General features: G+C 50.7%; 14 protein-coding genes, 1 tRNA gene and 3 pseudogenes. 2 read left to right on the forward strand and 16 right to left on the reverse strand.

Annotated features, from left to right (window positions below; all coding sequences use genetic code 11):
- Positions 1 to 79: 79 nt before the first annotated feature.
- The 8 genes and pseudogenes from ATN88_RS24520 to leuS form a co-directional block, all read right to left on the reverse strand.
- Positions 80 to 898 carry a septal ring lytic transglycosylase RlpA family protein gene (locus tag ATN88_RS24520; RefSeq protein WP_067420079.1) on the reverse strand — a complete coding sequence of 273 codons (819 nt, stop codon included), beginning with the start codon at positions 896 to 898 and terminating at the stop codon, positions 80 to 82.
- Positions 898 to 2,019: a rod shape-determining protein RodA gene (gene rodA / locus ATN88_RS24525; RefSeq protein ID WP_067420080.1), complete on the reverse strand. Its 1,122-nt coding sequence runs from the start codon at positions 2,017 to 2,019 to the stop codon at positions 898 to 900. Before rodA ends, ATN88_RS24520 begins: the two co-directional genes overlap by 1 nt.
- Positions 2,016 to 3,897, reverse strand: a pseudogene (gene mrdA / locus ATN88_RS24530) (penicillin-binding protein 2). Before mrdA ends, rodA begins: the two are co-directional and overlap by 4 nt.
- A gap of 3 nt (positions 3,898 to 3,900) precedes the next feature.
- Positions 3,901 to 4,369: pseudogene (gene rlmH, locus ATN88_RS24535) on the reverse strand (23S rRNA (pseudouridine(1915)-N(3))-methyltransferase RlmH).
- A 4-nt stretch (positions 4,370 to 4,373) separates the two neighbouring features.
- The gene (gene rsfS / locus ATN88_RS24540) at positions 4,374 to 4,691 is read right to left on the reverse strand and encodes a ribosome silencing factor (RefSeq protein WP_067420081.1); all 318 of its coding nucleotides are present in this window, start codon (positions 4,689 to 4,691) and stop codon (positions 4,374 to 4,376) included.
- A 131-nt stretch (positions 4,692 to 4,822) separates the two neighbouring features.
- Positions 4,823 to 5,851, reverse strand: coding sequence for a DNA polymerase III subunit delta (gene holA, locus ATN88_RS24545; protein ID WP_067420082.1), 1,029 nt, complete (start codon positions 5,849 to 5,851; stop codon positions 4,823 to 4,825).
- Positions 5,848 to 6,516, reverse strand: a complete 669-nt coding sequence (locus ATN88_RS24550; protein ID WP_067420083.1) for an LPS-assembly lipoprotein LptE — start codon at positions 6,514 to 6,516, stop codon at positions 5,848 to 5,850. The genes holA and ATN88_RS24550 overlap by 4 nt, the downstream gene beginning before the upstream one ends.
- 15 nt (positions 6,517 to 6,531) lie before the next feature.
- Positions 6,532 to 9,104 (reverse strand): annotated as a pseudogene (leuS, locus tag ATN88_RS24555) (leucine--tRNA ligase).
- A 107-nt stretch (positions 9,105 to 9,211) separates the two neighbouring features.
- Here leuS and ATN88_RS24560 point away from each other — a divergent pair.
- Positions 9,212 to 9,697, forward strand: coding sequence for a zinc ribbon-containing protein (locus ATN88_RS24560; RefSeq protein WP_067420084.1), 486 nt, complete (start codon positions 9,212 to 9,214; stop codon positions 9,695 to 9,697).
- 51 nt (positions 9,698 to 9,748) lie between these two features.
- Here the strand turns inward: ATN88_RS24560 and ATN88_RS24565 are convergent, their stop codons facing one another.
- From ATN88_RS24565 to miaB, 6 genes are all read right to left on the reverse strand, one after another.
- On the reverse strand, positions 9,749 to 10,333 hold the full coding sequence (locus ATN88_RS24565) for a lipid-binding SYLF domain-containing protein (RefSeq protein WP_067420085.1): 585 nt from the start codon (positions 10,331 to 10,333) through the stop codon (positions 9,749 to 9,751).
- A 105-nt stretch (positions 10,334 to 10,438) separates the two neighbouring features.
- A complete protein-coding gene (gene lnt / locus ATN88_RS24570; protein WP_067420086.1) occupies positions 10,439 to 11,974 on the reverse strand; it encodes an apolipoprotein N-acyltransferase in 1,536 nt (511 codons plus the stop codon).
- A 7-nt stretch (positions 11,975 to 11,981) separates the two neighbouring features.
- Positions 11,982 to 12,851: a CNNM family magnesium/cobalt transport protein CorC gene (corC, locus tag ATN88_RS24575; RefSeq protein WP_067420087.1), complete on the reverse strand. Its 870-nt coding sequence runs from the start codon at positions 12,849 to 12,851 to the stop codon at positions 11,982 to 11,984.
- Positions 12,852 to 12,876: 25 nt separating this feature from the next.
- Positions 12,877 to 13,341, reverse strand: coding sequence for an rRNA maturation RNase YbeY (gene ybeY / locus ATN88_RS24580; protein ID WP_067420088.1), 465 nt, complete (start codon positions 13,339 to 13,341; stop codon positions 12,877 to 12,879).
- The gene (locus ATN88_RS24585; RefSeq protein ID WP_067420089.1) at positions 13,342 to 14,418 is read right to left on the reverse strand and encodes a PhoH family protein; all 1,077 of its coding nucleotides are present in this window, start codon (positions 14,416 to 14,418) and stop codon (positions 13,342 to 13,344) included.
- Positions 14,419 to 14,521: 103 nt separating this feature from the next.
- On the reverse strand, positions 14,522 to 15,946 hold the full coding sequence (gene miaB, locus ATN88_RS24590) for a tRNA (N6-isopentenyl adenosine(37)-C2)-methylthiotransferase MiaB (RefSeq protein WP_067420090.1): 1,425 nt from the start codon (positions 15,944 to 15,946) through the stop codon (positions 14,522 to 14,524).
- Positions 15,947 to 16,241: 295 nt separating this feature from the next.
- Here miaB and ATN88_RS24595 point away from each other — a divergent pair, with 295 nt between their 5' ends.
- On the forward strand, positions 16,242 to 17,402 hold the full coding sequence (locus ATN88_RS24595; protein ID WP_067420091.1) for a 2-octaprenyl-3-methyl-6-methoxy-1,4-benzoquinol hydroxylase: 1,161 nt from the start codon (positions 16,242 to 16,244) through the stop codon (positions 17,400 to 17,402).
- 81 nt (positions 17,403 to 17,483) lie between these two features.
- Here ATN88_RS24595 and ATN88_RS24600 read toward each other — a convergent pair whose 3' ends face one another.
- Positions 17,484 to 18,956 (reverse strand): protein adenylyltransferase SelO, encoded by a 1,473-nt coding sequence (locus tag ATN88_RS24600; protein ID WP_067420092.1) that lies wholly within the window; start codon positions 18,954 to 18,956, stop codon positions 17,484 to 17,486.
- A 135-nt stretch (positions 18,957 to 19,091) separates the two neighbouring features.
- Positions 19,092 to 19,166 (reverse strand) — tRNA-Gln (locus tag ATN88_RS24605).
- Positions 19,167 to 19,197: the final 31 nt, after the last annotated feature.

Raw genomic sequence — 19,197 nt, forward strand, 5'->3', positions numbered from 1 at the left:
CTCGGTATTTCTCTAGTCAAAACAGCCCACACTATATCAGATAGGCAGGCACAGTGTCAGACAGGGTTACTACAACTTACTAATTACTGACATTTAAATCGGGTGTCGGTTCATTAGTTATCGGTTCAACAACGACAAAAGCTTCGTTAATTTGGTGTTCACGTGCTCGCATGGCGGCATTCTGCGTCTTATCGTAGTCGTAGAAAGGCCCAAGGCGAACGCGGTATACGTTTCCTGCCTGCAAAATATCCGTCGGCTGATCCAATTGCTTGCCGAAGGCTTCTGCAGCGCGTTGTGCTTTTTCTTTGTCTGAGATCGCGACCAGTTGAACGAAGTAGCGATTCAAACGTGCCCCTTGCCATTCCGTATCGTCGGCGGGCTTGTCCACTTTTAGCAGCGTCACTTTAACGGGAGCCGTTCCCGTTGTCAGCACATCCAATTTGGAAGCTGCGGCATAGCTCAAGTCTATGATGCGCCCTTCGTGGAAAGGACCACGGTCGTTGACGCGCACAATGGCTTTTTTACCGTTAGCGGTGTTTTCCACTTCCACATAGCTCGGCAATGGCAAGGTCTTGTGGGCGGCAGACATGGAGTACATGTCGTAAATCTCGCCGTTCGACGTTTTGTGGCCGTGGAACTTCTTGCCATACCAAGACGCAATGCCAGTTTCAGAGTAGGACTCTGGGTTTTGCATCACGTGGTATTGCTCACCGCGAACGGTGTAATCTTTATTTCCGGCGCGGCTGTATGGCTCGTAGCGAGGCTCGGCATCTTCAACATGCTGAAGTGTCGGTACCACCTCTGGTGCAGTGTCTTCTGCTAGCGCATAGCGACCGTCGTTTTCTGTGGACGCGCACCCGGCTAAAACCAGTACAGACATGACTAAGTATTTTTTCATTACAACGCCTTCGAGAGCATTTTTCTGTGGGTATGGATGGACATTAAAATGCCGAAACCCGCCATGAGGGTCACCATGGAGGTGCCACCATAACTGACGAGTGGGAGTGGAACGCCCACCACTGGCAATATGCCGCTAACCATACCGATGTTTACAAACACATAGACGAAGAAGCTCAGTACGATACTTCCTGCCATCATGCGTCCAAAAGCTGTCTGGGCACGGCTTGCCAGCAGCAGTCCTCGACCGATAACGAAAAGGTATAGCGTGAGCAAGCAAGCTACGCCAATCATGCCCCATTCTTCTGCGATCACCGCAAAGATAAAGTCGGTATGGCGCTCTGGCAAGAACTCGAGTTGAGACTGCGTGCCATGTAACCAACCTTTGCCTGAAATACCACCAGATCCTATGGCAATCTTAGATTGGATAATGTGATAGCCCGCACCAAGCGGGTCAGACTCTGGATTAAAAAGTGTTCTTACGCGGATGCGTTGGTACTCGTGCATGAGGAAAAACCACAGCACAGGCACGAAAGAGGCGAGCAAACTGACCGCACCGATAATGATTTTCCAGCTGATGCCAGAGAGGAAAAGCACGAAGACACCAGAAGCGGCAATAAGGATGGAGGTGCCAAGATCGGGCTGTTTTGCAATGAGGATGGTGGGGACGAAAACCAGGACGAGGCCGACAACGAGGGTTCGAAATCGCGGGGGAAGGGGCTCTTTACCGATAAAGCGTGCCACCATGAGCGGCACTGCCAGTTTTATCAGCTCCGAGGGCTGAAAGGTAAAGAGTCCGATGTGCAGCCAGCGCTGCGCCCCTTTTGCCGTCTCCCCAAAGAGGAGGACGGCGATCAGCATTAAAAGCCCGATGATGTAGAGGTAAGGTGCCCAGAATTCATAATGCCTGGGAGACACCTGTGCGAGCACGAACATCACACCAAGTGCCAGTACCATCCTGATCACTTGGCGTTCCATCATTGCCACGTTTTGCCCACTTGCGCTCCACATGACCAGAAGACCGAATCCCATTAACGCCATAATACCGAGTAGAAGCGGTGCATCGAGGTGTAAACGTTCAAACAGTGTTTTTCTTTGGCCCGAGGACGCAAGAATACTCATTGGACTTTTTCTCCGCTGGTTTTTTCTTTGCCTAGTAGCATGTGGTCGAAGATACGACGTGCGATTGGGGCACCGTTACTGGAACCACCACCGGCATTTTCCAGCACCATGGAGACCACGACTTGCGGGTCATCAAACGGTGCGAAGCCGGTGTACAGCGCATGGTCTCGTAAGTGCTCGGCAACTTCATCGGCGTTGTACTCTTCGTCTTCACCCAAACCGAACACCTGCGCGGTACCTGACTTACCACCAGTGACGTATTTGGCGTCAGCGAAGTGGCGACGTGCCGTCCTTTTTTACCGTGGGCAACCAAACGCATGCCTTCCAATGCCATGTCCCAATATTTCTCATCGACATTTTCAATCGGTGGATACGGTGACAACTGCACAGGCTCTTTCACTCCTTCCTTCTCTGTTTGCTTGAGAAGGTGTGGCGGATAGACTTTACCGTGATTGACCAGTACCGCCGTTGCTTTCGCGATTTGCATTGGCGTTGCTGTCCAATAGCCCTGACCGATGCCGACTGGAATGGTGTCACCTTTGTACCAAGCTGGCGATAGCGCCCCATTTTCCATTCGCGGGTTGGCATGTTGGCTTTGCTTTCTTCGTAGATATCTATGCCAGTAAAGTCACCGAAACCGAACTTGCTCATCCAACTAGACAGCTTGTCGATGCCCATGTCATACGCAATTTGATAGAAGAAGGTATCGACCGACTCTTCAATGGACTGCACGATGTTCACGCGACCGTGACCCCACGGCAACCAGTCACGGAAAGGACGCGACTTGGAATTCGGCAAACGCCAGTAACCCGGGTCATTTCGCGTTGTTTTCGGCGTAATGATTTTCTCTTCCAGCGCAGCCACAGCAATGAAAGGTTTGATTGTCGATGCGGGTGGGTAGATACCCAGCGTTGCACGGTTAACCAGTGGGCGGTTCTTGTCGTTCAGCAAGGCGCGGTAATCTTTGCCTGAAATGCCGTTAACGAACAGGTTCGGGTCATAGCTTGGTGTAGATACCATCGCCAACACGGACGAGTCTTTCGGATCCAGTACCACAACGGCGGCTCGGCGATCGCCAAGGATCGAACGGATGTAAAGCTGCAGATCCACGTCGATATTCAGGACCAAGTCTTTACCCGGCTCTGGCGGCACATACTTCAATGTGCGGATCACGCGGCCACGGCTGTTTACTTCAACTTCTTGATAGCCAGCGGTGCCGTGAAGCACGTTCTCGTAGAAGCGCTCGATACCCAGCTTACCGATGTCTCGTGTGGCTTTATAGTTGCTGATCACCTCTTCGCGTTCGAGGCGCGCAATGTCTTTGTCGTTGATTTTGGCCACGTAACCTAATACGTGGGTCAGCGCATCCCCGTAAGGGTAGTAACGCTTCAGGTAGCCTTTAATTTCAACGCCAGGGAATTTGTATTGGTTAGCAGAAAAGACCGCGACCTCTTCTTCGGTCAGCTGGTTTTTCAGCGCCACCGCATTGAAGCGACGGGTGCGCTTTCTGTCACGTTCGAAGTTTTTAAGCTCTCGTTCCGAGATAGGCAGTATTTCTTGTAGTCGCGCGATGGTACCCGGAATGTCTTTGACCTGCTCGGGGGTAATTTCCAACGTGTAGACAGGGCGGTTTTCCGCCAAGATCTTGCCGTTTCGGTCAAAGATAAGACCGCGGTTTGGCGCGACGGGAACGACCTTAATGCGGTTGTCGTTAGAACGGGTAATGTAATCGTCGTGGTCTTTTACCTGAATGGTGTACAGGTTCAACAAAAGGATACCAACGAGAACGACAATACCGCCGAAAGCCACGACGGCCCGGCGGAAAAATAAGGAAGACTCAGCCTGATGATCGCGTATTGGACTACGCTTGTACTTCATGAATTATTCTCGGTGATAAGGGTGATTAGCAGTGATACTCCAGCTCGGTAAAGACTTTCCGCCATCACGACACGCACCAGTGGGTGAGGCAGAGTAAGAGGAGACAGAGACCAGCTTTGATCTGCCGCTGCCTTACAAGCAGGTGCTAATCCTTCTGGACCACCAATCAAAATAGACACATCACGCCATCTAATTTCCAGCTTTCCAGCTGTTCGGCCAATTGTTCAGTGTCCCAGCGCTTTCCCGGAATATCTAACGTAACAATACGGTTGCCCTTTGGCACCGCCGCTAACATAGCTTCACCTTCTTTTTGCAGGATGCGCGCAATGTCAGCGTTCTTACCGCGTTTACCCGCGGTAATTTCCACCAGTTCTAGTGGCATATCTTTAGGGAATCGACGGCTATATTCTTTGTAGCCTTCTTCGACCCATTTTGGCATCTTGGTGCCAACAGCAATTAACTGGAGCTTCATTTAATCAGTTCCACAGTTTTTCTAACTGGTACAACTGACGCTGCTCATCCTGCATCACGTGCAGCATGACATCACCCAGATCCAGCACGACCCATTCACCTTCGTTCTCGCCTTCCATGCCAAGGAAAAGAATGTCAGCAGCACGCGCTTCATCAGCGACGTGTTCGGCAATTGAAGCAACATGGCGTTTTGAATTACCTGTGCAAAGCACCATGAAGTCTGTGATGCTACTTTTCTCGCGAACATCAATGGTAATGATGTCAGCCGCTTTCATATCATCAGCTTTATCGACAACGAAATGTTGAAGTTGTTCCGGAAGCAAAGTTAACCCCTTTGTAGATACTAGTCCTCAGACTTTACGCCTTGAGGAATTGAACATCCGTTCTGCTGGACGGATCGGAAAATTATAACATCGACGCCTTTGAATAAAACACGTCGATGTCTAATTGACAGTCAGTTGACAGGAGAAAGTTGGACGCTGTGACCACACATGTTGAGACAGAACTCGGCAAGTGCAGGCCAAGGCTTGCTGTCAAAGTCTGTTTTCACCATGGTTTCAATGTCCGCCAAACTTCTCAGCAGTTGCATTAACGCGGGAAGCGGCAGTCTGTGAAGGGCCGCTGTCAGTGGTGCACGGCGGTTTTGCCACACGCGGAAGTGGTCAAATATTTTGCTCAACCCCATGCCTGATGCGCCGTATTCCTGCATCTTACAAAGCTGAACCAGCTCTTTTTGGATGACGCGCAGCAGAATGGTGATTTCCACGCCCTCAGCTTCAAGCTGACGCAATATTCGGATAGCGCGCTTGGCTTTGCCTTCAATCAAGGCATCGGTAAGTTGAAACGGGGTGAAGTGGTTGTTGCGAGATAAGGCATCTTGCAGCCTGACCAGCGTAAGCTCGCCGTCTGGGTAGAGCAGTTGCAGCTTCATCAAGCTTTGTGCCAACGCCAGAAGGTTACCTTCATGCCATTGCGCCAACAGCATGACAGATTCATGGTCTGGCTTTAAGCTCAAGCTGTGGCAGCGATTCTCGATAAAACGCGGCAGTTGGCGTCCGTCTGGCGTGTTGCACGGGACATACAAGCCATTTTTCTGAAACAGAGTGAACCACTGAGCCGACTCTTGCTTCTTGTTCAGACGAGGGCCATCAAACACCACGACCACGTCTTGATGCAGCAAAGGCGCAAGTTCTTTTAACGCATTCGCTTGCGTTGTCGTCAACGGGTTTTCAGGGAACGTCAGAATTAAAACCTGACGGCTTGCGAACAAGCTCAGTGCCTGACAACAGTCGTATACGTCTTGCCAGTTGAGTTGATTGTCAATGGTGAAGCGGTGCTTCTCATCAAAGCCTTGTTTGGCGGATTCATCCAAAATGCTTTGGATGGACTCTTGTTTAAGAAGCGGTTCGTTTCCAAACAAAAGGTAAGTCTGACACAGGCCTTGCGAAAGACGCTGTGTCAGTTGTTCTGGATAAACCCTCATTGCGCACTGTCACCGCTGGTGGAGTAGCTAGAAAGCGGTTTACCACGTTGTTCGTCTTTACCTTCGAAGCGGGTTTCGATAGTGATCGCAGGCTTCTTCTGGTCAACGCCTTGGTAGAGCTCACGCAGTGCTTTTTCTTCCGCTTCTTTGCGCTCATATTCTTCGATATGGGCATTCAGACGCGCAAGCTGACGCATGATCTGCTTGGTGGCTTCTACGCGCATCTCTTGCGCCAGCATCTCTTCTTCCACAGACTTCGCAAGCGCAGTCAGCGGGTTATCAAGGTAGGTGCGGCTAAGAGAGGTAGAGAAGTTGTAGCTGCCTTTTTCCGGCACGGTCACGGAGTAGCTAACGGTATACGCGAACTGTTTCTCCGCCACGCGGCTGTTTTGGTACAAAGACAGGGTGCTTTCACCGTAGCTTTCCCCATTCAGATTGAGGTTCGATACAGCGGCAGCAGGTGATACAAGCTTGATGTCATGTTGGCGAAGCTGGGATTTCATTTCCCTTGTTAGCTTGCCGTATTGGTCAAAACTTGTCACAGAAAGGGTTTGAATCTCGTCTGGCAGGTTGTAGCTGCCACGAAGATGGAATCCGCAAGACGCGGTGGCCAAAGCGGCCACCACGACTAGCAGGGTTCGGAGAGAGCGAAACATCGTTTTCACCGAATACTCCCTGTATTAGTTAGCAACGATATTAACCAGTTTGCCCGGTACGTAAATCACTTTGCGTACGGTTTTACCCTCGGTGTGCTTAACAACGTGCTCGTCGTTCAGCGCCATCGATTCTACTGATTCTTTAGCTTCGTCTGCTGCAACGGTGATTTTCGCGCGAAGTTTACCGTTCACCTGAACGATGATCAGCTTCTCGTCTTCTACCATTGCGTCTTTGTCAGCAACTGGCCATACAGTGTTGTCGATGTCCGTTTGACCCAGTGCCGCCCACAGCTCGGTGCTGATGTGCGGAGTGATTGGGTACAGCATCGCAACGATCGCTTTCACAGCCTCGTCCAGGATTGCGCGGTCTGCGTCAGTGTCCTGAGGTGCTTTAGTCAGACGGTTCATCAGCTCCATGATCGCAGCGATCGCGGTGTTGAAGGTCTGACGACGACCGATGTCATCGCTTACTTTCGCGATAGTCTTGTGAACTTCACGACGCAGTGTCTTCTGATCAGCAGTCAGTGCCGATGCATCCAGTGCTGCTACTTCGCCTTTCGCAGTGTGTTCGAATACCAGTTTCCAAACACGCTTCAGGAAGCGGTTAGCACCTTCAACGCCAGACTCTTGCCACTCAAGGGTCATGTCTGCTGGTGATGCGAACATCATGAACAGACGCACGGTGTCAGCACCGTACTTATCAACCATTTCTTGTGGGTCGATACCGTTGTTCTTCGACTTAGACATTTTGGTCATGCCTGAGTGAACAAGGTTGTTACCTTCAGTATCTACTGCAGTGGTGATGCGGCCTTTCTCGTCACGCTCAACGGTTGCTTCAGTTGGAGAAACCCAAACTTTCGCGCCTTTGTCGTTGTTGTAGTAGTACGCATCAGCCAGCACCATGCCTTGGCACAGCAGACGTTTGAACGGCTCGTCAGACTTCACGTAGCCTGCATCGCGCAGCAGTTTGTGGAAGAAGCGAGAGTAAAGCAGGTGCATTACCGCGTGCTCAATACCACCGATGTACTGGTCAACTGGCAGCCAGTAGTTAGCTGCTTCTGAATCCAGCATTTCGTCTGCTTTTGGCGAACAGTAGCGTGCGTAGTACCAGCTAGACTCCATGAAGGTGTCGAAGGTATCGGTTTCGCGCAGCGCAGGTTGGCCGTTGAACGTGGTTTCTGCCCACGTCTTGTCTGCTTTGATTGGGCTAGTTACGCCGTCCATTACCACGTCTTCTGGCAGAAGCACTGGCAGTTGGTCAGCAGGAACTGGATGCACTTCGCCGTCTTCAGTGGTTACCATTGGGATTGGTGCGCCCCAGTAACGTTGACGTGAAACACCCCAGTCGCGCAGACGGAAGTTAACAGTCTTGTGGCCTTTGCCTTCTGATTCCAGCTTCGCTGCAATCGCGTCGAATGCTTGTTCGAACGTCAGACCGTCGAATTCACCTGAGTTGAACAGAACACCTTTCTCAGTGTGTGCTGCTTCAGAGATGTCTGGTGCGTTGCCGTCTTCAGCCAGGATGACAGGCTCAATGTTCAGGCCGTATTTGGTTGCGAACTCGTAGTCACGTTGATCGTGACCTGGTACCGCCATTACCGCACCTGTACCGTAATCCATCAGAACAAAGTTCGCGATGAAGATTGGCACTTCGCGGCCGTTCAGAGGATGGACAGCCTTCAGGCCAGTATCCATGCCCTTCTTCTCCATAGTCGCCAGCTCAGCTTCAGCAACCTTGGTGTTTTTACATTCTTCGATGAATGCTGCCAGCTCTGGGTTGTTCTCTGCGGCTTTGGTCGCCAGAGGGTGACCTGCTGCAATACCCACGTACGTCACGCCCATCAGGGTGTCAGGACGGGTGGTGTACACTTCCAGATCGCTTTCGCCAGCCACTTGGAATTTCAGTTCAACACCTTCAGAGCGGCCAATCCAGTTACGCTGCATGGTTTTAACCTGCTCAGGCCAACCATCCAGAGTCTCCAGGTCATCCAGAAGCTCTTGTGCGTACGCAGTGATTTTGATGAACCACTGTGGAATTTCTTTTTGCTCTACAGGCGTGTCACAACGCCAGCAGCAGCCGTCTTCAACTTGCTCGTTCGCCAGAACGGTTTGGTCGTTTGGACACCAGTTAACAGAAGAGGTCTTCTTGTAAACCAGGCCTTTGTTGTACAGCTTGGTGAAGAACTCTTGTTCCCAGCGGTAGTATTCTGGTGTACAGGTTGCGAATTCACGATCCCAGTCATAGCCGAAGCCCAGCAGTTTCAGCTGGTTCTTCATGTATTCGATGTTCTCGTAAGTCCAAGGCGCAGGTGCAGTTTTGTTCTTAACTGCTGCGTTTTCTGCTGGCAGGCCGAATGCATCCCAACCGATTGGTTGCATCACGTTCTTCCTTGCAGGCGTTGGTAGCGAGAGATCACATCACCGATGGTGTAGTTACGCACGTGACCCATGTGTAGGCGACCGCTTGGGTACGGGAACATGGATAGGCAGTAGAATTTCTCTTTGTTTGGATCTTCAGTAACTACGAAGGTCTTGTTGTTGTCCCATTCAGCCTGAACTTTGGGCTCTATGTCCTGTGGACGGTATTGTTCTTGCATCGATGACATCCGGGAAATTGTGAGATAGGTATAAAATGAACCAAAATAATCGACATAGAATAACTAAAGGTAGAAGGCGCAACAACACTTGAATGCAGAGGTGGCCTATGTCAGAGCAAAAAGCGGAATATAAAGTGCTCGCTGAGCGTATTGGTGACGCTTTAAAGCACAGTCCAGAGGAGCTACAGCGTTGGATTGAACTGTCCGAACGCTATTTCACAGCGGCTTCAGATATGACCAAAGATGAGCTTGCTTTGATAGAAGCTTACTTTAAACGCGACGTTCAGGAATTTGGCGCAAGGTACAACGAGTCAGAAGCCGAAAAAGAAGACAGTGAGCTGTTTAAAAGCCTGATTGCGAATACGCTTTGGGAGCAGCTTGCTGAGATCACTGACAAGACCCAGCTGGAATGGCGTGAAGTGCTGCAAGATATTCAGCATCACGGCGTGTATACCGCGGGTGAAGTGGTGGGCTTGGGCATTCTGATTTGTGAGAAGTGCGGCAATCAAACCGAGCACACGCACGTTGACGTGCTGACGCCTTGCATCAAATGCGGCAACAAAGAGTTCAGTCGAAAAGCGTTTCCTGCTTGATAGACATAAAAAAGGGCGCACGGTGCGCCCTTTGTGCTGAATAAGTCAGACTTACTTCAGCGACTGGATATTGAACTTTTGCCCCGCAATCGCGGCTTCAATCATCAAGCCGCCTTTGGCTTGGGTGAAGATGGCAATGCCGTTGATGTAATAGGCTTTGGACTGCGTATCGCCTGCGCTTGCAGAGGTGCCCGTGGTGCCCACATGCGCGGCTGCTCCCTCGGTGAGTGCGGTCGCCGATGCTTGCGCGCCTAATTCAAAACTGCCCGACATAAACTTGTCGAAGGTTTCTTTGTCTTCGAAGAAGAGAATCTCACTGAAAGCCTGTCCGCCAAAGGTAAAGCCCACTGACACTTGCACCAACTCTGCTTTCGCGACCGTGTTGTTACGCTCATACACGACGCCGTTGCCGTACGCGCCACCAATCCAAAATCCACCTTTGCCGACAGACGGGAATACGGCATAGCCGTAGGCATCTTTGAAAAACGGTTGGACGGATTCAAAACGGTGGAAATTCGCGAGTGCCGCTCGAGTGTCTGCGAACAGCTCTGCATCAGATTCGGCAAACGCCGGTTTGACGAAGACGGTGGAAAGGGCAAACAGAAGCCCAAGAGATAAACGCGCAACGACACCCATAAGTGACTCCCTCACAAAAGAAAACAGGCAGAGTGGTATTGTAAGCACTCTGCCTGAATTAGACTTGAAGAGAGGCGTAATGTTCTCTCTTAGTTTTGCGACAAACTAGACACTTGTGGCTTTTTGTCTTCGTCCCATCCAAAACGCTGCACCCAGCGACAACAAAATCCAACCATACAGCGGCAAATCACCGAATTGGGTGTATGGCGTTTGGCCGGTTGTGGTGGGCACTTTGGCTCTCAACACTTCGGTTTCGAACTGTGGGATTTGCTTGATCAGCTCACCGTGATAGCCAATAGCCGCAGTCAGACCCGTGTTGGTGGCGCGCAGCACAGGCTTACCGTTTTCGAGCGCACGCATGCGGGCAATTTCCAAATGCTGATGCGGACCAATTGAACGGCCAAACCAAGTGTCATTCGACAGCGTCAGAATGAAATCTGAATCTGGCGTCAGGCTTTGACGTACTTGGTCGTTGAATGCAATCTCGTAGCAAATCGCAGGTGCGAGTTGGTAGCCTTTGGCATTGATGTTTGGCTGCGTGTACGTACCGCGGCTGAACGATGACATCGGCAAGTTGAACAGCGGTGCCAACGGACGCAGCAAGTCTTCAAACGGCACAAACTCACCAAACACCAACAGGTGATGCTTGCTGTAGCTTTGCTTAGCAGGGTAGGTGTAGCCGTTTTCGCCATTCTCGCCCAAGGTGATGACGTTGTTGAAGAAACGTCCGTCAGGCGTTTGGTCGAGTACGCCAGTAATCAACGCGGTGTGGTTGTTGATTGCCGCCGCATCTAGCCTTGCTAGAAAATCAGGTAAGTCACGCTCAAGCGCAGGAATAGCCGCTTCAGGCCAAATCACGATATCGGCATCCCAGTTCTGGCGCGTCATGTCTTGATAGCTTAAAAGGGTCGGCCAGCGTTGGCTTGGTAACCATTTCAGCTCTTGCGGGACATTGCCTTGTACCATGGCCACATCAACATCTTTGCCCGTTTCCTGCACCCAGTTAATCTGGCTGGAAAGGGTGCCGACAAGAGCAACCACAAGAGCAGGAGCAAGCGCAGACACTTTTCGCGTCAGCACTGTGATAGCCACAGAACCTGCAATGATAAGCAGAGCCAGCGTAATGCCTTGTACACCGAACATTGGCGCAAACGAAGCCAGAGGGCCATCAATTTGGCTGTAACCCGGCCACAGCCACGGGAAGCCTGTTAAGAACCATCCTCGGAACCAATCAATCAGCAACCATAGCGAAGGCGCGAACAAGAGGTATGAGAGCGGTAATGGCAGACTGACGCGTCGTAGAATGAACGAGAACAGCGCAGGGTAAAGGGCGAGGTAAATCACCAATAAGGCAATGAGTATCAAGCCGACAGCGGTGGGTAGGCCGCCGAATTTCTCGATAACCACGTATACCCAGCCAACGCCTGTGCCAAATTGACCCAGACCCCAGCCAAAACCGATAAAGGCCGCGCGCTTAGGCGATTGCCCGTGAATGAGCAATAAGAGTGAAACCAAGGCAACCAGCATAGCTGGCCAGAATGAATAAGGCGCGAAGGCCAGAGTGGCGAGTGCACCAGAAAAAGCGGCCCCGAAGATCCGCATGAATACTTGGGGCCGCTTTAAAGTTTGTATAGCTAGCATTTGACGTTTAAGCCGTTTCTTCCTCTGCAGTAGTATCTGGAATAGTAACCTGCAATTGGATGATACGTCGACTGTCAGCTGCGGTGACTTTGAAATGGAAGTTCTCGATGTCCACTTCTTCACCACGTGCAGGCAGGTGACCAAAGCTGGTCATTACCAGGCCGCCAATCGTGTCAATGTCGTCGTCATTGAACTGAGAACCGAATTTCTCATTGAAGTCCTCCAGCGTTGTCAGTGCTTTCACCGCGAAGGTGTGCTTGCTGAGCTGGCGGATCTCTTGCTCTTCTTCATCGTCGTATTCATCTTCGATGTCGCCGACGATTTCCTCAAGAATGTCTTCAATGGTTACTACGCCGGAAACACCGCCGAACTCATCGACAACGATCGCCATGTGGTAGCGTTCTTCCTGAAACTCTTTCAGCAGTCGGTCAACACGCTTGCTTTCCGGCACTACCACAGCAGGGCGGATCACTTTGTCGATGTCGAACGGTTCGCTGTCAGGCATCAGGTAGCGCAGCAAATCTTTTGCCAGCAGAATACCTTCAACATGGTCTTTGTCGTCGCTGATCACGGGGTAGCGTGAATGCTGCGCGTCATTGATAACCGTAATGATTTCTTCAAGAGGTTGTGAGCGTTCGATGGTCACCATCTGCGAACGCGGAATCATGATGTCTCGGATGCGCATTTCAGAAATCTGCATTACGCCTTCGAGCATATCCCGTGTGTCGTGGTCGATCAGTTCGTTCTGTTCCGAGTCACGGAATACATCTACCAGTTCCTGACGGTCTTTCGGCTCACCCTGAAAGAACTGTCCTAAACGTTCGAAGAAGGTCTTTCTACTCGGACCTTCAGAGCTTTGTGAGTTGTCTTCGTTCATTGTCTCAATTTTTACAACGTTGATATTAGATGAAGTCGGCCGCGTAAGGGTTTTCAAAGCCCAGCGCGTTCATGATTGAAATCTCGAGAGATTCCATTTCTTCCGCTTCTTCATCGTCAATATGGTCATAACCTAGCAGATGGAGACTGCCATGTACAACCATGTGCGCCCAATGGGCAAACAGTTCTTTATTCTGTTCTTCAGCTTCATTTTCTACAACCTGACGGCAAATAATCAGGTCGCCTAGCAGATCTAACTCTACACCAGGAGGCGCTTCGAACGGAAACGACAACACGTTCGTCGGTTTGTCTTTGCCGCGGTAGTCGCGGTTAAGAGACTGGCTTTCGAACTCGTCAACGATTCGGATGGTCACTTCCGCTTGCTCGCGGAAAGACTTCACCGCCTGCTCAAACCAGCTTTGTAGCTGTTGCTCAGACGGCAGATTATCAGTGTTTTGTGTCGCGATTTGAAGATCGACGAAATATTGCATTTAAGATTGCTTCTCTTCTGAATGTGCAGCAGTGGTGATTGCTGCCTCTCTTTCTTGACGGCGACGCTCTTCCGCTTGTTTGCGGGCGCGCGCGTCTTCTGCTTCCCACGCGTCGTACGCTTGTACGATACGGGCAACAACAGGGTGTCTGACCACGTCATCTGCTTGGAAGAAGTTGAAGCTGATTTCATTTACATCGGCTAACACTTCAATCGCATGGCGAAGGCCTGATTTTGCGTTACGAGGCAAGTCTATCTGCGTCACGTCACCGGTGATCACCGCACGGCTGTTAAAGCCAATACGGGTCAGGAACATCTTCATTTGTTCCACGGTGGTGTTCTGGCTTTCATCCAAAATGATGAAGGCGTCATTCAGCGTACGGCCACGCATGTAAGCCAGTGGAGCCACTTCAATGACGTTGCGTTCAATCAGCTTCTCTACACGCTCAAAGCCCAGCATTTCAAACAGTGCGTCGTAAAGCGGGCGCAGATAAGGGTCCACCTTTTGGCTCAAATCACCTGGCAGGAAGCCTAGCTTCTCACCGGCTTCAACCGCAGGGCGTGTCAGCAGAATGCGACGAATTTCCTGACGCTCAAGCGCATCAACAGCAGCAGCAACCGCCAAGTAAGTTTTACCTGTACCCGCAGGGCCAATACCGAAGGTGATGTCGTGGGTCACCATGTTGGCGATGTATTGCGCTTGGTTAGGTGTGCGAGGCTTGATAACACCTTTTTTAGTCTTGATGTTGATCTCTTTGCCATAAGGAATCGAGGATTCAACATTTTGCTCTAATACGCCGCTTTCTTTGATCGCCAAATGGACCATGTCCGGTTCAATATCCGGATAACGGTTTTTGACAGGTGCAGTTTCAACGTAAAGCGTTTTGAGGATGTCGATTGCGGCAGTCGCCGTATGAGGCTTGCCAACAACAGAGAATTCGTGACTACGGTGGTTAATTTCCACACCCAAACGGCGTTCGAGATGCTTGATGTTGTCATCAAACGGGCCGCACAGGCTGGCAAGGCGTGAATTATCAGCTGGTTCCAGTGATACTTCCAGAGTAATGATTTTGTTCAACGCTGTCCTCGCAAATGTTATCGGCGCTTGTATCTCGCGCCGATAACGGTGATTACCCCTGCATCATTGCAGGGCTAGGGATGGCTAAAAGGCCTCCGATCTATTACGGAGTATACACGCCTACGCCAAGATCATCTTCTTTGCGTGTTTTTGCCATCATCTCTGCAGGTGACACAGCCACACGCAGATTCATTTCTTTCTCGGTACGAACCAGTTCACCACGCAGGGAGTTTGGCAGTACGTCAGTGATTTTCACATCAACAAACTGACCGATCAAATCCACTGAACCTTCGAAGTTTACCACGCGGTTGTTTTCAGTACGGCCACGCAGCTCCATCAGGTTCTTCTTAGAAGGACCTTCAACCAGAATACGCTGCTCAGTGTCCGCCATTTGACGCGAGTAAATCATCGCTTGTGCGTTGATTTGCTGTTGCAGCTCGTACAGACGCTCTTTCTTCTCTTGCTCTGGGGTATCGTCTGGGAAGTCCGCTGCTGGCGTACCTGGACGAGGAGAGAAGATGAAGCTGAAGCTCATGTCGAAGTTCACATCACGGATCAGCTTCATGGTCGCTTGGAAGTCAGCGTCAGTTTCACCTGGGAAACCTACGATGAAGTCAGAGCTGATTGCGATACCTGGACGTGCTTCGCGCAGTTTACGGATTTTCGATTTGTACTCGATCGCCGTGTGTGGACGCTTCATCAGTGTCAGGATACGGTCTGAACCGCTCTGTACTGGCAGGTGCAGGAAGCTCACCAGTTCAGGGGTATCTTTGTACACTTCGATGATGTCGTCAGTGAACTCGATTGGGTGGCTGGTGGTGTAACGAATACGGTCGATACCATCAATTGCCGCCACGTAACGAAGCAGTTCAGCAAACGTACATACGTCGCCGTCGTGCGTGTCACCACGGTATGCGTTAACGTTCTGACCCAGCAGGTTCACTTCACGCACGCCTTGCTCTGCAAGTTGCGCGATTTCGAACAGTACGTCGTCCATTGGACGGCTAACTTCTTCACCACGGGTGTACGGTACAACACAGTAGGTGCAGTACTTAGAACAGCCTTCCATGATAGAAACGAACGCAGTCGGGCCTTCAGCGCGTGGCTCTGGCAGGCTGTCGAACTTTTCGATCTCTGGGAACGAAATGTCCATAACTGGTGCTTCGTCCATTTGAGACTGTTTGATCATTTGTGGCAGACGGTGCAGCGTCTGTGGGCCAAAGATCACATCAACATACGGTGCGCGGTCACGAATGTGGTCGCCTTCCTGCGTTGCTACACAGCCGCCAACGCCAATAACTAGGCCAGGCTTCTGATCCTTCAGGTTTTTCCAGCGACCCAGCTGGTGGAACACTTTTTCCTGAGCCTTTTCGCGGATTGAACAGGTATTCAGAAGCAGTACATCCGCTTCTTCCGGCTCTTCGGTCAGCTCGTAGCCGCCGGCCGCGTTTAGCAGATCTGCCATTTTAGATGAATCGTATTCGTTCATCTGGCAGCCCCAGGTTTTGATCAGCAGTTTCTTAGCCATGTAACTTATTGCTCATGTTAATGTTTTACGTCTTTCGACTGAGCGTAATAGAAAAGGAGTATGCTGTTTCGCTCCTCAACCACTCAGTCGGAATTCACTATTCTGTTCTTCCCAATACCTTGCGTCAGCTGGGCTGGGTTCTGATTAGCCGCGTATTGTACTGCTTTAGTCATTCTGTGACCAGATCGTGTTCTCCCCAAATTTTTTACTGGAATTCCAGCGATACATTCGCCGTTATTATCGCTTTTGAGGTCACGGTAGGTAGAATGTCAGCAGCTTTTAAAGAGATTGTGTTATGAAACAATTCGATATTATTGTCGTAGGCGGTGGCATGGTAGGTGCTGCAGCCGCATTGGGCCTTGCTAAGCAAGGAAAACGCGTGGCGATGGTGGAGCGCAATGCACCCAAACCTTACTCGCCAGAACAGCCCATGGATTTGCGTGTTTCCGCCATTTCTCCTTCTTCGATAAGTCTGCTGAAATCTCTCAAAGTCTGGGATGACGTCACCGAGATGCGTTTGTGTCCGTACCGCCGTCTTGAGACATGGGAACATCCTGAATGCCGTATTCGTTTCAGTGCTGACAGCATGAACTTGGCTGAGCTTGGCTATATCGTTGAAAACCGTGTGCTCCAACTGGCGTTGTGGAAAGGTTGTGAGGCGCAGGCGAACTTGGAAATCATTTGTCCGGGCAACATTGTCGCGATGCTGGCCGATGAAAACGGTCATGTGGTTGAGCTTGAAAGTGGCGAGATGCTTCACGGCAAATGGTTGCTGGGTGCAGATGGTGCGAATTCGCGCGTGCGCGATTACGCCAAAATTGGTGTAACTGCATGGGACTATCGTCAGCACTGCATGTTAGTGAACGTAAAAACGGAATTCCCGCAGCAAGACATTACTTGGCAATGGTTCACGCCAGAAGGGCCGCGTTCTTTCCTTCCGCTCCCTGGTAACCAAGGTTCTTTGGTGTGGTATGACAATCCAGCGCGTATTAAGCAGCTTTGTGGTCTTTCACCCGTTGCACTGCGTGAGGAGATTCTGAAGCACTTCCCGAAAGAGTTAGGTGACATTGACGTGATCGGCCAAGGTGCCTTCCCGCTGACTCGTCGCCATGCTCAGCGTTACTATCAAAACAAGGTGGTATTGTTGGGCGATGCAGCGCACACCATCAATCCACTGGCAGGACAAGGCGTGAACCTTGGCTTTAAAGACGTGGATGCGTTGTTGGATGTGGTTGCCGATGCGGGCGTGGAATGGCTGGATGATGATGTATTGAAAGCCTACGAGCATAAGCGCAAGCCTGATAATCTCATCATGCAAACCGGCATGGACGTGTTCTATGGCGGCTTTAGCAATGACATTGCACCGCTGAAATTGCTGCGCAATGTGGGACTGAAACTGGCTGAAAACAGCGGCCCAATCAAGCAGCAGGTGCTGAAGTACGCAATGGGGCTTTAGCAACATTCTGACTGGTTTAAATGGCGATTAGTTCGATTGTTAATCGCCATTTTTATAACCAATACCTTGTTTTCTATTTGATTAGGTTCCGCAGAAGGTTCTTAGTACGCGTTCTTGCGGCTCTGGTGCGGCTTGCAGGTCGCGATTATCTTCAGAGACGTCATACGGCGTTTTTAATGCCTCAGCCAAGCGATGGAATAGGGTGAAGTCATTTCTTTCCATCGCATCGTCAATCGCTTTCTCTACTTGGTGGTTTCTGGCGATCAACGCGGGATTTGCCCGCCGCATCGCGCTAATCACGTCTTCACCACGATCTCGCACTTGCTCCCACTGAGATAGCCATGCTTGGCCGACATCTGGTGCTGAAAACAGCGATAGCAACTGCGCATCACTTTCGCCTTGTGCGTGACGAGTCAACGCATCAAAAAATAGGGTAAAGTCGATGCCTTCACGCTCAAGTGTCGGGAGCGCGTGGTTGATCAAATCTTCTGCTATTTCGCTGTCGGATGTAATACCCAGTTTGGCTTTCAGCCCCTGCTGAAAGGCATCTTGGAAGGTAGAGACGTAAGGTTGAAGACGCGTTTCGGCAATCTTAATGGCTTGCTCATCGTCGCTATCGAACAATGGCAATAAGGTTTCGGCTAAACGAGATAAATTCCAATAGCCAATGTTGGCTTGCTGGTTCCACGCATATCGACTTTCACGGTCAATAGAGCTAAACACCTTACCGGCCTTAAACTCATCCATGAAAGCACATGGGCCAAAGTCGATGGTTTCACCGACTAAAGACATATTGTCTGTGTTCATCACGCCATGGATAAAACCAACCAGCATCCACTTCGCGATAAGATGAGCTTGCCTGTTGCCAATGGCTTCAAGCAGGGCAGGGTATTTGTCATCGAGGTCTGAAAGCTCGGGGTAATGATGTTCAATCAGGTGATCAGCGAGTGCTTTAACGCCTGACTCACCGCTTTTTGCATATGCATACTGAAATGAGCCAACACGAATGTGGCTGGATGCGGCACGCACCTGAATACCACCTGGCACCATTTGGTAATCGCGCATGACATTTTCGCCTGTGCTCAAAATCGCAATGGTGCGCGTGGTTGGAATACCAAGACCAGCCATGGCTTCGCCAATGAGGTATTCACGGATAACAGCACCGACAGTCGCTCGGCCATCGCCGCCGCGGGAATAAGGTGTTCGTCCAGAGCCTTTTAACTGTACGTCGACGTAGTTGCCATCACGAGTTTGGATTTGGCCCAGCATATGAGCGCGGCCATCTCCCAGCAACGGTGAGTAGTAGCCAAATTGGTGCCCCGCATATGCCATGGCGACGGGATCAGAACTTGAATAGTCCCCGTTACCCGAAAGAAAGTTAATGCCCTCAACGTCTTCAAACCAATCTGACTCCACACCATATTGATGCAAGAGATCGTGATTCAATGCCAACAACGCAGGGGATTCCACACGCTTAGGCGTGAGCTGCGTATACATGTCATTCGGCAGAGATAAATAGATTTGATGTTTGATTGGATTGGCGTTTTGGGTCATCACAACGATTCCTTTGTACTTTTATAAAGCGTACAGGGATTGGACGTTGATTCAACCACGGAAAAAGAAGGGGTATGTGGAAATTACAGAGGGCAGAAACGAAGAAAGCCCGCCGTTAGGCGAGCTCTCAGAATATGGCTGGGGTACCTGGATTCGAACCAGGGAATGGCGGCATCAAAAGCCGCTGCCTTACCGCTTGGCGATACCCCAATTGTTTTATGCTTTTCAGCAAAGGTTTGGT

The organism is Enterovibrio coralii (genome assembly GCF_001559595.1).
Lineage (GTDB): Bacteria > Pseudomonadota > Gammaproteobacteria > Enterobacterales > Vibrionaceae > Enterovibrio > Enterovibrio coralii.

Coding starts and splice junctions, on each gene's coding strand:
- ATN88_RS24520 (WP_067420079.1), bottom strand. CDS start 898: ATGAAAAAATACTTAGTCATGTCTGTACTGGTTTTAGCCGGGTGCGCG.
- rodA (WP_067420080.1), bottom strand. CDS start 2,019: ATGAGTATTCTTGCGTCCTCGGGCCAAAGAAAAACACTGTTTGAACGT.
- holA (WP_067420082.1), bottom strand. CDS start 5,851: ATGAGGGTTTATCCAGAACAACTGACACAGCGTCTTTCGCAAGGCCTG.
- ATN88_RS24560 (WP_067420084.1), top strand. CDS start 9,212: ATGTCAGAGCAAAAAGCGGAATATAAAGTGCTCGCTGAGCGTATTGGT.
- ATN88_RS24565 (WP_067420085.1), bottom strand. CDS start 10,333: ATGGGTGTCGTTGCGCGTTTATCTCTTGGGCTTCTGTTTGCCCTTTCC.
- lnt (WP_067420086.1), bottom strand. CDS start 11,974: ATGCTAGCTATACAAACTTTAAAGCGGCCCCAAGTATTCATGCGGATC.
- corC (WP_067420087.1), bottom strand. CDS start 12,851: ATGAACGAAGACAACTCACAAAGCTCTGAAGGTCCGAGTAGAAAGACC.
- ybeY (WP_067420088.1), bottom strand. CDS start 13,341: ATGCAATATTTCGTCGATCTTCAAATCGCGACACAAAACACTGATAAT.
- miaB (WP_067420090.1), bottom strand. CDS start 15,946: ATGGCTAAGAAACTGCTGATCAAAACCTGGGGCTGCCAGATGAACGAA.
- ATN88_RS24595 (WP_067420091.1), top strand. CDS start 16,242: ATGAAACAATTCGATATTATTGTCGTAGGCGGTGGCATGGTAGGTGCT.
- ATN88_RS24600 (WP_067420092.1), bottom strand. CDS start 18,956: ATGACCCAAAACGCCAATCCAATCAAACATCAAATCTATTTATCTCTG.